Annotated in this window: 10 protein-coding genes and 1 tRNA gene; 8 read left to right on the top strand and 3 right to left on the bottom strand. The window is 55.8% G+C overall.

Annotated elements, in window-relative coordinates:
• Positions 1 to 18: 18 nt before the first annotated feature.
• Together TX80_RS01520 and TX80_RS01515 are read right to left on the bottom strand one after the other, a co-directional pair.
• Positions 19 to 822 (bottom strand): inositol monophosphatase family protein, encoded by an 804-nt coding sequence (locus TX80_RS01520; protein WP_049921110.1) that lies wholly within the window; start codon positions 820 to 822, stop codon positions 19 to 21.
• Positions 823 to 1,190: 368 nt separating this feature from the next.
• Positions 1,191 to 1,273 (bottom strand) — tRNA-Leu (locus tag TX80_RS01515).
• A gap of 108 nt (positions 1,274 to 1,381) precedes the next feature.
• On the opposite strand from TX80_RS01515, the gene TX80_RS01510 reads away from it, so the two are divergent.
• The gene (locus TX80_RS01510) at positions 1,382 to 1,699 is read left to right on the top strand and encodes a carboxypeptidase-like regulatory domain-containing protein (RefSeq protein ID WP_049921109.1); all 318 of its coding nucleotides are present in this window, start codon (positions 1,382 to 1,384) and stop codon (positions 1,697 to 1,699) included.
• A gap of 60 nt (positions 1,700 to 1,759) precedes the next feature.
• On the opposite strand, the gene TX80_RS19915 is transcribed toward TX80_RS01510, so the two are convergent.
• Positions 1,760 to 1,888, bottom strand: coding sequence for a hypothetical protein (locus TX80_RS19915; protein WP_268258127.1), 129 nt, complete (start codon positions 1,886 to 1,888; stop codon positions 1,760 to 1,762).
• A 179-nt stretch (positions 1,889 to 2,067) separates the two neighbouring features.
• Between TX80_RS19915 and TX80_RS01505 the strand changes: the two genes are divergently transcribed.
• From TX80_RS01505 to TX80_RS01475, 7 genes are all read left to right on the top strand, one after another.
• Positions 2,068 to 2,943: an ABC transporter ATP-binding protein gene (locus TX80_RS01505; protein WP_081661380.1), complete on the top strand. Its 876-nt coding sequence runs from the start codon at positions 2,068 to 2,070 to the stop codon at positions 2,941 to 2,943.
• Between the two features lies 1 nt (position 2,944).
• On the top strand, positions 2,945 to 4,651 hold the full coding sequence (locus tag TX80_RS01500) for an ABC transporter permease (protein ID WP_154658549.1): 1,707 nt from the start codon (positions 2,945 to 2,947) through the stop codon (positions 4,649 to 4,651).
• A 182-nt stretch (positions 4,652 to 4,833) separates the two neighbouring features.
• A complete protein-coding gene (locus TX80_RS01495) occupies positions 4,834 to 5,913 on the top strand; it encodes an ABC transporter ATP-binding protein (RefSeq protein WP_049921106.1) in 1,080 nt (359 codons plus the stop codon).
• Positions 5,900 to 6,721 (top strand): ABC transporter permease, encoded by an 822-nt coding sequence (locus TX80_RS01490; RefSeq protein WP_049921105.1) that lies wholly within the window; start codon positions 5,900 to 5,902, stop codon positions 6,719 to 6,721. Before TX80_RS01495 ends, TX80_RS01490 begins: the two co-directional genes overlap by 14 nt.
• A 242-nt stretch (positions 6,722 to 6,963) precedes the next feature.
• On the top strand, positions 6,964 to 7,677 hold the full coding sequence (locus TX80_RS01485) for a sporulation protein (RefSeq protein WP_049921104.1): 714 nt from the start codon (positions 6,964 to 6,966) through the stop codon (positions 7,675 to 7,677).
• Between the two features lie 990 nt (positions 7,678 to 8,667).
• Positions 8,668 to 10,632 carry a type 2 lanthipeptide synthetase LanM gene (lanM, locus tag TX80_RS01480; protein ID WP_049921103.1) on the top strand — a complete coding sequence of 655 codons (1,965 nt, stop codon included), beginning with the start codon at positions 8,668 to 8,670 and terminating at the stop codon, positions 10,630 to 10,632.
• The gene (locus TX80_RS01475) at positions 10,629 to 11,837 is read left to right on the top strand and encodes a lanthionine synthetase LanC family protein (protein WP_049921102.1); all 1,209 of its coding nucleotides are present in this window, start codon (positions 10,629 to 10,631) and stop codon (positions 11,835 to 11,837) included. Before lanM ends, TX80_RS01475 begins: the two co-directional genes overlap by 4 nt.
• The last annotated feature ends 185 nt before the right edge of the window (positions 11,838 to 12,022 follow it).

The following is a 12,022-nucleotide window of genomic DNA, read 5'->3' as shown; positions in this document are numbered from 1 at the left end:
CCGATCCCCACGCCGTCGTCATGCCGCGTCGATCTCGCGGGCGGCCGCGAGGAGTTCCTCGTGGATCGCCCCGTTGGAGGCCACCAGTCCCTGACTGTCGTGTCGCCAGCGGTTCCCCTCGAGATCGGTGACGACCCCGCCGGCTTCGCGGACGAGCGCGACGCCCGCGACGGTATCCCACGGATTTGCTCGCCTGTTCGTCACGACGCCCTCGATCGCCCCCGTCGCGACCATCGCAAGCTCGAGCTGTGCACAGCCGGCCCGGCGTAGATCCCCGAAACGGGAGACGATCGCACGGGTCGCCGCGGCGTACTGCTCGCGTTGATCGAGCTCCCACCAGTAGGTCGGACAGACGGTACAGGCCTGTGGATCCTCGCGGTCGCTGACCGACAGGGGCTCGCCGTTGCGGACCGCTCCCTCGGGACCGACGCGGTAGGTATCCGACAGCGCGGGACAGACCGTAGCCGCACCCACGGGTTCCCCGTCCCGAACCGCCGCAACCGCCGTTCCGAACGACCGGATGCCGTTGACGTAGTTGTTCGTCCCGTCGATCGGATCGACGATCCAGGCCGGTCCCTCCGGGGGCACCTGCTTCAGTTCGTCGTCCTCCTCGCCGACGATCGGATCGTCCGGGAACGTCTCCCTGATAACCTCGATCACGGCCGTCTGGGCGTCCTTGTCCGCCTGCGTCACGACGTCCGTCTTCCCGTCCTTGTACTCGACGTCGAGTGCCGTCCGAAACGAGTCGATGGCAACGTCAGCGCCGGCGTTTGCCGCCCGGGCGGCGACGGTCGCCCGACGCTGTGGATCGCGTTCGCTCATTGGTCATCGTCTGCTCCCCGTCGTGAAAAGCGGTCGTGATTCCGACTGGTCCGACCCGACTGACTCTTGCCACGGCTCGCGTTTCGCGTCACACCGCAGAAGCGTTGCGAGGGCAAGACGCTCCGTCTTGCCGCACTGTGAGCAGTGCGAGGGGAGGGAATCGAACCCACGAACCACGGGAAGACGGTCACGCTCGTTTCACTCGCGTGCTGCGACTTCCCTGCCTTTGCTCACGAGACAGCGCGAGGCGCTGCTCGTTCGCAAAGACCCTACGGGAGCGGATCGGAAACGCCAGTAGCAACTATCGTTTCGATCATCTCAGAAGCGTTGCGAGGGCAAGACGCTCCGTCTTGCCGCACTGTGAGCAGTGCGAGGGGAGGGAATCGAACCCACGAACCCCTACGGGAGCGGATCTTGAGTCCGCCGCCGTTGGCCGCTTGGCTACCCTCGCACGCACCGCAACGTTGTAGGTTCGGAAGGTTAAACGAACCGATTTCGGTTCCGGTCGCTCGCTCGAGTCCCACGTGATTCTTTTCCCCTACAGGTGGTACCACCACCCATGATTGTGTCGAGACAGCTCGTTCTCGAACTCGAGCGATCGACGGTGGCGGTCGGGGACGGAATCGGCGTCCGGGTCCGCGACGAGACGAACAGGCCGATCGAGAACGCGGTCGTCGAAGCCGGGACCAAACGGACGCGAACGGACGAGTCCGGACGCTGCCGACTGACGCTGAACGCCCCCGGCTTCTGGAAACTGATCGCGGTCAAGGAACCGACGGAACGGACCGAATACGAACCGGCGACGGCTCTCGTACGGGCCGTCCCCGGTACGACCGACTCGAGACGGGTACGGCGGATCGGTTTCCCCCGTGCATGACTGCCTCACTGTGGCGTTCGCAGTACCGCGTGTGTATCCCATCCAGCGTCCGAGAGCCAGTTACGGCGCTTGCTCGTCGAGTTCGTCGGGAGGGTACCGCGTCTCACAGTTCGGACACAGATACCCCCCATCGACGTGCTCGTAGAGCCGCTCCCCGCAGTTCTGGCATCTCCCGTACGGGTAGTTCATCTACTCTGGCTCTGGAACTACGACGGAATAAGCACTCCCCTTACACTGTATACGTATTACGTCTATTGGATGACGTATTCGGTCGTATCCGGGCGTTCTCCGGACCGGTGCCGGCGGATTAATTGATTAAAATAGTATTAGCATAAAAATATTAGTGCGCATTTGTACTGTAGATGAATATGAAGCTCCGGACTGAGCAACTCGGGAAGCAGTATGGACAGGACACCTGGGGGATCCGTGACATTTCCCTGGAGTTGGAGGACGGGATCCACGGACTTTTGGGGCCGAACGGGGCGGGAAAGTCAACGCTGATGAAGATCCTCACGACCGTTATGAAGCCGACGACAGGGACGGCATACTGGAACGGGACGAACATCGTCGAATCACCCGAGAAAGTCCGACCGATACTGGGCTATCTCCCGCAGGATTTCGGCACGTATCCGGATCTGACGCTCGATGAGTTTCTCGAGTACATGGCAGCCTTACGCGGTCTCGATAGCGAAACGGCAAGCGCCCGTATCGACGAGCTGATCGCGCTCACGAACCTCGTCGATGTCCGTTCTCGAAAGTTAAAGACGTTCTCCGGCGGGATGCGCCAACGGGTTGGAATCGCACAAGCGCTACTCAACGATCCGGAGTTGCTCATCGTCGACGAGCCGACGGTCGGACTGGATCCCGAAGAACGCGTCCGCTTGCGGAGTGCCCTGACGAACACCGCGACCGATCGGGTCGTTATCCTCTCGACACACATCGTTCCGGACGTAGAGGCGACGGCAAACACGATTGCGCTTCTCGACAACGGCCGACTGATAACCCATACGGGGGTCGAGGAGCTTGTCAACCGAGTATCGGGGAAAGTGTACGAGTGTATCGTCCCGCGCTCGGAGCTTTCCCGGATCAAATCGCAGTATCAGGTCTGTAGCACCGTCCAGCGTTCGGACGGGGTCAAGGTCCGGCTGATCGCCGAGACGCCGCCGACGGACGACGCCGAACGAGTTACGCCGACGCTGGAGGATGCCTACCTCGACACGGTCGATCAACAGGGAGTGGTCTAAAATGCGGCGACTGTACCACGTTGCGCGGGCGGATTTCCTGCAACGGATCCGATCGCGCCGACTCCTGGTTGCGCTTGCGGTGATCGCGTATATTGGTTTTCTGGTTAACGTCGGGCAGATCGAACTCGCCTACCAGATCCGCGATGGAGACACGGTAACGTACTTCCACGGGGAGCCGACGGCGGAGTTTATCGGGATGAAGGCGGGGCTAACCGGGACCTTGGTGTTGATTTTCGGTGGATTTTATTTGATGAACAATACGCTCTCACGCGATCGGACGCACAACGTTTCCCAGTTGGTCGCAAGCACGCCGGTGTCGGATCGGACCTATATCCTCGGGAAGTGGCTGAGCAACGTCGCGCTTGGCGGTGTCATCGTCGTGACGCTGGGCGTTGCAACGATCGTCAACCACGCGGTCCACGGTGTCGGAACGACGGATCCAGTCGCGCTTTTGGTTCCGCTGATCGTTTTTGCGATCCCGATTTCCGCTCTCGTCGGCGGGATAGCGCTCCTTTTCGAAACGATCGATCGGCTGAACGGGAGCCTCGGAAACATCTGTTATCTCCTTCTTATGGCGACCGTCGTCCCGATTTCGCTCGTTGCCGCGCAGGGCTTACTCCCGAACGAACTCCCGATCTGGGTGAAAGCCGGGGATCTAACCGGACAGATCGCGGTTTACGAGATGACGGCGAACGCGTTGCTCGATGCCGTCCCGGGGTATAGCGGTCGTCCCCCGAACATCGGAACGCTCGAGGGCGATCGGACGTTCCGCTGGGAGGGAGGGAACTGGCCTGTCTGGGTGTTTCCACAGCGAACCGGACTTATCATCTCATCTCTTCTCATCGTATTCGTAGCGACGGTCCCCTTCGACCGACTCCAATCGAGCGATCCGGCGACGGACTCCGGATGGCTGTCACGGTTCGTTCCATCGCTGTCCGTTAGCGGCTGGAGCAAGACCAAACGGTTGTCACAGTACGTTCCATCGCTTCCCGGTATTGGTCGGAATAACGCTGCCGTCGAGGAGACGTTCGAACAACCGGACGCGGATTCGATCTCGCTGACGCCCATCAGAGACCGTGATGCTGGCGGCTTCCGGCGGCTCGTCGCCGCAGAGCTTCGACTTGCACTCCGCGGACAGCCGTGGTGGTGGTACGTCGGAGCAATGGCACTCGTCGTGGTTCCGATCATCGGCCTCGTAAACGTCGGGACGACGGGTGGTTCGATCGAACCGTTCCGGAAACAGTTGTTGCCGATCGCGTTCATCTGGCCGTTGTTCATCTGGTCCGCAATGGGTGTCCGAACGAGCCAAAATCAGGTAACGGATCTGGTACTTTCCTCGAAATATCCGATCGGACAGATCGTTGCGGAGTGGCTCGCCGGGGTTCTCATCGCTATGGGTCTCGGCAGTGGGATGGTCGTTCTGTTCGTCGGGACTGGGCACCTCGGTGCGGTACTGGGTTACGCGAGTGGCGTTCTGTTCGCCCCATCACTGGCGATTGCAGCGGGTATCTGGACCCGCTCGTCGACGTTGTTCGAGTTGTTCTATCTCCTCCTGTGGTATGCCGGCCCGCTTAACGGTGCTGTCCCTGTTGATTTCGCCGGATCGACGAGCGATAGCATCGAGATGGGTGTCCCGATCGTATTTATCGGCCTGAGCATCGTCCTGTTCGGTGCTGCAGTTGGTCGTCGAAAACTCGAGATCACATAACGCAACCTCTCCGTTTTCCTTCCTCCCGTTCACTCAAAAGAAGTCATCTACTCCAGCCACTCGAGCGGCAAAGAGAGGGAGAGTGCAGTCAACCGTCATGATGCGTCCGGCCGAACCATCTATAATACCATAGCAGGTAAAATTAAAGGAATTGGAGAATGACAACAATAAACGAGTGACTGATGAGAACAGTCGAGACACCGGCGATCCGGGTCGAGGGGCTACGGAAGACTTTCGAAGACGGGACGACTACTGTAACCGCCGTCGACGACATCACTTTTCAGATCGAAAAAGGGACCGTCGTAGGGCTACTCGGGCCAAACGGGGCAGGAAAGACGACAACGATCAAGTCGATGCTCGGACTCGTCGTTCCTGACGCGGGGACCGTCGAGATCTGTGGGGTGGACGTCCACGACCAACCCGATCAAGCATACAAGAAGATCGGGGCGATTCTTGAAGGGGCTAGAAACGTTTACTGGCGATTGACTGTTCGGGAGAACCTCTCTTTTTTCGCCGGGCTCGGCGGGGACGATCCGACTGCAGTACGTGATCGACACGACGAACTTCTCGAGCAGTTCGGTCTCGTCGACCGGGCTGATACGCCGGTAAAAGATCTCTCACGGGGCATGAAGCAGAAAGTATCGTTAGCGTCGACGCTGGCACGTGACGTCGAAGTCGTATTTATGGATGAGCCGACGCTCGGCCTGGATATCGAAACCTCCCTAGAGCTCCGCACGGAGCTCTGCCGTCTCACTGACCGTGAAGACGTAACGATAGTGCTCTGTAGCCACGATATGGACGTAATCGAAAGCGTTTGCGACAGCGTACTCGTACTCAATGAAGGCTCGATCGTCGAGTACGATGAGGTCGACGCACTACTGCAGGTGTTCCGCACCCGCCAGTATCAAATCACCGTCGAATCGACACTCTCTACGGATGCCCGAGAGCGTCTCGAACAGGTAGTCGATGTCGACTATTCCGACGAGGACAAACAGTTCACCATCACGTTCACCGCGACCGACGGAAACGAAATATACGAGGTCATGAATATTCTTCAGAGGACCGGACAAAATATTCTGGATATCGAATCCTTGAAGCCGGATTTAGAGGATATCTTCCTCCAAATAACGGATACGAGCATCGAAGACAGCGGAAGAAACGGTGCCGACGAGACACTCGAGACTGGAGGGTCGTCATCTGTACCCGAGAACGCTGCCTCGGCCAGCGTTTCCACGGAGGTGAGTACCGGTGACGACCGCTGATACCGAAGGGGACTCCGAATCAGCCGGCGACACCGACCCATCACTAACGGCGCTCGTAAAGGTCGTCCTTTACAAACAGTTGATTCTGCTGGTGCGATATCCCGTGAATACTGCAACGCAGTTTCTCACACTGCTTACGTTTTTTGTACTGGTGTTTTTTGGAGGAAAAGCGATAGCAGGCCCTACAATAACCGACTCGCTGGACGGGATTATCGTCGGGTTCTTTCTGTTCACGCTTTCGATTACTGCCTATTCGGGGCTGGCGTGGAACGTCACACGTGAGGCTCAGTGGGGGACGTTAGAACGGTTGTTTATGTCACCATACGGATTTGGGACCGTCATGGGCGTCAAAGCGGTCATCAATGTCTGTATAAGCTTTCTTTGGGGGATTTCCTTACTGCTGTTGATGATGCTACTAACAGGACGATGGCTTGTCATCAATCCGCTGACCGTCGGTCCACTGTTGGTCCTGACACTGCTTTCCGTTCTCGGCATCGGTTTTCTATTCGCTGGACTCGCACTCGTCTACAAACGCGTGGAGAACCTGTTCCAATTGGTGCAGTTCGGGTTCGTTGGGCTGATCGCCGCGCCGGCCGGAACTGTCGAATGGCTGAAGATCCTGCCGATAACCCACGGAAGTTACCTCACACGGGTCGCAATGGAAAACGGTGTCCGACTCGGGGAGTTTCCCATCACGGATATTGGCATTCTCGTCGCTACTAGCGTGATCTACCTCTCAGTCGGGTACTACTGTTTTTACCGTGCGGGGATCAAAGCCCGCGAGAAGGCGCTGCTCGGTCACTACTAGACGTCCCTCCGTCGGCTTCCCTTTCTCTGGGAACGCGCATTCGTTCCCACTGGGGCGATTTCGTGGCGGTCACCGGGAGAGAACAGTTGATCCCCGGCCCCTTCGATCTTCGGATCATCGATCACGTGCTAGGCTGATTGGCACCACCCGTTACCGCCACCGGACCGCTGTTCCGGAGCATTGGCTGATAAATATCGAATATAGTAGCCAAATATTATATAATAAAATACAGTATGTAAATTATGGAACGAAAGAACGTGATCGCGACTCACGAAACGAACAACAAAGAAGTCAAGGTCCAGATTCCGGCCGGACCCGTTACTCTCAACGAGAACGTCAACGTTGAGATCCTATTCTCCGGAAAGAGATGCCGGTGGAACGTGCGAGAGGTTCTCCTCTCATTCGAGGCTCCCTATCGAGAACGAGATACGTTTCGACGGACGGAAATCGATCGATTTGTGTTGGTGAGTGATCCGCCGGAATACACCGAACTAACCGAAACTCGATCAGCGTCGATTACTATCCCGTGGGAAACGCCGAGAACGATCGCAAGTGTGAACGCGATTGCATCGGTGGAGATCGTTACTCCAACGGATACCGTTACGTACGAGACCAACATCGACGTGAAAGGCCCCTACTTGGAGGCTATCTTTGACGCAATGATCGACCTCGGATTCGCACCCCGCGATATCGAATGCATCGCCGATCCAACCGCTGCTGGACCACCGTTTCTCCAGGCGTTCACCTTTCAGCTGACCGATCAGTGTCTTCGAGACGCTCCCGATGACGTGCGATTGTTCTGCCGATTTCTCGAAGACGGTATTACGGTGTTCGTGGCAACCGACACCGACAATAACCGTTTTGAAAATATTGACCGAGTACACAAACCCGGTACTTCCATTCGAAGCAGTGAGATGGAAACGGTTCGTGATCGGATCGAATCGATCCTTCGATAACCGGTCCTGTCGAACGCCGCTCGCACTCACCGGTACAACAGAATACTTTGTGCGCTATTTTTCCAGTATACTATGGTTATACTCATAAATTATATCTATTATTCATGTATGCATTTATGTATTCGCAAGTTGTTGAATATATTCATATCAGGGAAAATATTAAGTGATTAGACGTGAGAACACATGTCGTAGGGGGACCAGCATCAATGAGAAATAATAATGAGAGAACAACCCAGTAATACGGCGGTCGAACAGTTCGAAACGAAGCACAACCGCGATGTAACTGAGGAGTTCGACGAGTCGGGCCCCGTCGCTGGCTGTCCGATCGCAACGTGCCTCGTGTACTCCGACAATTAGACCAATGAACGAACAATCAGAACTCACGTCGGTCGACCAGTTCGAAGTCAAACACAACCGCGATGTCAATGACGTTCACGAAGACGGGCATCAAGCCTGCTACGTGCTGTCGTGCGCTGTCGCATCGGGTAACGACTGATAAATCAACCACCTAACCGGTCGCTGGCCATCCCCTACACGTTATTTACCAAGTTGAAAAGCGATGGTTCGATCCACGCGATTGCCGGGCTCAGACCTCCTTCGGCGGCTGGCCCCTTCCACGATACTCGAAACACGTCGAAGTAACGAGCACATCCCGGGTCCGGCAAGCGTAACTCACGCGGGGAGAAGCCGACGCTTTCAGTCACCTCCGAGAAGCGAACGTGCGCATCTAGCGCCTCCGACGGATTGTAGCTACGATGGAAACAGTGACATGTCGGCCACAACCGAACAAGGGTCGAACACGACACGCTCCCGCGTTCCGTGCGGGCTCGAGTCCGATCGACAGTCGTGCTCACGAGATCGTCCAATAACCCCGGGTTGTTCTAGCTGGAGAAATGCTAATAATATTAATAGAATAATTTAAGTAATTATTAATGGATTAATGAATGAAACAGTGAGGTAAAGAAGAGAAGTCGTAATAACCCTTGAAAAATGGACGTAGATTATCATACCATCGCAGCGTCGGCAGAATTGTTACATAATCGAATACAGAACGATCACGTTGGGGAGAGCGAGAAAGGTGTAACAGGGCATGAGAAGGAGTTCTTTGACGAAATTGGAGAGAGCGATCGACGTCGCATCTATGCTCGCTACGACAGACGTAGCGAAGAAATAAATCGCTACGTGAGCTTCGATCGGTGGCCGGAGGACGAGAGCCTCCCGGAGTGGATCGCCGAGTTCAGGGATGTACTGAGCGTACTGACTACGACCGGTGAAGTGGCGCAGGTGCCGGATCGAATCGGTACCGAGGTCCCGTTCGAGGATATTTTTTGGCCGATCGTCGAGTACAGCCGCCAGACTGTAATCGATACGGTGAACACGGAGCGGTTAACGACTGCAGGACTGGGCGACTTCGAGCAATTATTGTTGAACCGACTTGCGGATGTTGCGGCGCAAGCATTACACATCGATTTCTTAACATATATAAACGATATCGACCCCGACGTTATTAGAACCGATCGTCGTTCGCCGAACTCCACCGCCTGGTATGATGAATACGTTCTTGCTTTTGTCGACGGTCGGGCGGCGTCTTTCTTCGAAGAGTTCCCGATGGCAGCGAAACTACTCACGATCAGCATTCAACAGTGGCAATCCATATTCACCCGGTTTCTATCGAGGTTGAACGACGATCTGCAACGTATTCGTTCGACGTTCGATCTCGGAGAAGCAGAACGGATAGCGAGTGTCTCTCCGGTAGGAGACGCACACGGCGGAGGAGAGCGCGTGCTCTTAATCGAGTTCGAGGCCGGGGTCGAGGTGTTATACAAACCACGGAACGTTGACCCTGAAAGCGCGTTCTATCGATTCGAATCCTGGCTTTGCCAAGAGTTCGAAACGGTACCAGTTCTCGAAACACCGAACCTGCTCAATAGGGACGGGTACGGGTGGGTAGAGAAGATCGAACGGAGCGACCACTCGGAGGTCACCGCCGTAGCGGACTACTATCGCGGTGTTGGTGCCCTCTTGTGCATCCTCTATGTCCTTAATGTCACCGACTGCCATTACGAGAATATAATCGCGGCGAAGGAATCACCCGTTCTCGTCGATCCGGAGACCGTTCTCGCGATGGACAGTTCAGCGGTAGAGAATCCTTCCCGGAAGATGGAACAGAAGATCCGGTACCACATGATGAACGCCACCGTTCTAGGCACCGGAGCGTTGCCGTACGATGCCGTCCCCGAAGGATCTTCGGGTATCGACGGAATTGACGGTCACGAAGCGTCTACCCGCCAACTCACCTGGAACCACATCAACACCGACGCGATGGACATCGAGTACTACGTTCCAGTGAACCCTCCACAAGAAAACTTTCCGACACTCGCCGGAGAACCGGCGCGACCCGAGCGATTCGTCGACCAGATCGTTGATGGGTTCGAAAGCGTGTATACCGCCATCTGCGGTGCCAAGGATCGGGTGAAAGTCAAAACAACGACTCATTTCGACGGCCTAGAGACGAGGATCCTTCTCCGCAGCTCGAGAGCATACGATGAACTCCTGAAAACGCTCACTTCTCCGAAATATTTGCGCAGCGGTGCGATCTTCGATTACAAACTTCAGGAAGTCCTGTCTATGCGGGGAGAGCAACCGATTTTCAGACGGGAAACGAAACTGTCCGAAATGGATCCGGAGCGGTGGGAGAAGATAATCGCGGCCGAGCGAGAAGCGCTCCAAAGGGGTGATATCCCGAAATTCACGGTGTATTCCAACGACCGCGGGCTGTATTTCGATGGTAACGTCGTCCTTCCGGAATTAACCAACCGAACCGGTATTGACCGTCTCTCGGACAGAATTTCCGACATGACGGAAAGCGATAACGACTGGCAGCGAGGGTTGCTCCGAGGCTCCTTGGAGCGATCGCGTATAACGGATCAGGCACACGCCGAGGATAAAATATGACGGGAACACCATTGCAGGCCGACGACTTCCGTCGTGAGGCGGAATCGATATTCAGTACCGTACGAGAGTCGGGCGTAACCTTTGCGGACGGAACCATCGGCCGGTTCGGCTACGGAGCGTCCGATCGGAAACTGAATTTGAAGACGCGAACCGGCCTCTACTGTGGACAAATCGGTATTGCAGTGTATTTCGCTGCAATGTACACCGAGTTCGGGGATGAGTTGTATCAACGCTGCGTCGAAAAGGCAGTTACACCCCTCCTCGAGCGAGCGGCAGAAGACGTACTGGACAGTACATACATCGGAGCAGGTTGCGGAGCCGGGTCGGTGATCTATGGCTTGAGTTTGCTTTCGGAGTTGACGGGCGAGCGTCGGTATCGGGACCGAGCGGAGGACCTAGTGGCGGCGGTATCGGCGGAGACGATAGCGCAGGACGAGCAGTACGACCTGCTGCTCGGAGCTGCTGGCACGACGATCGGATTACTGCGGCATTGGGAACGCACAAACGATCGCGAAGCGCTGGATAAAGCCGTTCGCTGCGGTGAACACTTGCTTGCTAACCGATACGATAAGTGGGGAGAGTATAAGTTGTGGGATACGAGCAACGGGGAGGGTATCCTTAGCACTTCCACCGGGATGGGACACGGCGTTGCAGGGATCAGTTACGCCCTGTATCGGTTGTACCATCATACCGGGCGCGAAGAGTTTCGGGAAGCGGCGGACAATGCAATTTCGTTCGAGAATTTGTTTTACTCGGAGTATGAAAACAACTGGAAAGCAAACTTTTCGGGGATAAAACATTATTCTCACTGGTGGTGTTACGGACTGGTCGGGATCGGAAACGCACGACTCGGAAGTTTGCAATATTACCAATCTGAGACACTTGAGCGGGATCTAAGACGTGTTACGAGTGGCTTTTCACCCCACGTCGCGCCGGAAGACCCGATCTGTCACGGAACGTTCGCACAGATCGATTTTCTCCTCGAGTTAGGGCGTGAGTTCGACACCGAATACATCGAAAAGGCGCGACAATTGGCAGCAGAGACGATAACGAAACGACGGAGAGCGAATACCTACCGGGTGGCAAATGGAAGTGTCGATGGGATCACTAACCCGGTCTTATTTGTCGGAACTGCTGGGATCGGATATACGATACTTCGGTTACTACGCCCTGATTCGATTCCCTCGATCCTCCGTTTCGAGTGAGTTCGAACTACGGTCCTCTCAAAAAGGATCAGGACCGAAACGTCCTTCTTGATAATTCCCCTGCGATAGTATTTATTATACTATAAGAAAATATTAAATACATGTGTTGCATTGATGTGAGCTAGTTTGTGAAAACGCGACCGGGTGAGAGAGCACTCGAAAACTCGAGACGGAACGGAAAGTAC

Origin of the sequence: Halopiger djelfimassiliensis (genome assembly GCF_000455365.1) — an archaeon.
GTDB classification, from domain to species: domain Archaea; phylum Halobacteriota; class Halobacteria; order Halobacteriales; family Natrialbaceae; genus Halopiger_B; species Halopiger_B djelfimassiliensis.
This window is presented reverse-complemented; position numbering and strand designations above follow the sequence as displayed.

Bases quoted from the DNA above. Each gene is read 5' to 3' on its own strand.
- TX80_RS01495 (WP_049921106.1), top strand. From the start codon at position 4,834: ATGAGAACAGTCGAGACACCGGCGATCCGGGTCGAGGGGCTACGGAAG.
- TX80_RS01475 (WP_049921102.1), top strand. From the start codon at position 10,629: ATGACGGGAACACCATTGCAGGCCGACGACTTCCGTCGTGAGGCGGAA.
- lanM (WP_049921103.1), top strand. From the start codon at position 8,668: ATGGACGTAGATTATCATACCATCGCAGCGTCGGCAGAATTGTTACAT.
- TX80_RS01510 (WP_049921109.1), top strand. From the start codon at position 1,382: ATGATTGTGTCGAGACAGCTCGTTCTCGAACTCGAGCGATCGACGGTG.
- TX80_RS19915 (WP_268258127.1), bottom strand. From the start codon at position 1,888: ATGAACTACCCGTACGGGAGATGCCAGAACTGCGGGGAGCGGCTCTAC.
- TX80_RS01520 (WP_049921110.1), bottom strand. From the start codon at position 822: ATGAGCGAACGCGATCCACAGCGTCGGGCGACCGTCGCCGCCCGGGCG.
- TX80_RS01500 (WP_154658549.1), top strand. From the start codon at position 2,945: ATGCGGCGACTGTACCACGTTGCGCGGGCGGATTTCCTGCAACGGATC.
- TX80_RS01485 (WP_049921104.1), top strand. From the start codon at position 6,964: ATGGAACGAAAGAACGTGATCGCGACTCACGAAACGAACAACAAAGAA.
- TX80_RS01505 (WP_081661380.1), top strand. From the start codon at position 2,068: ATGAAGCTCCGGACTGAGCAACTCGGGAAGCAGTATGGACAGGACACC.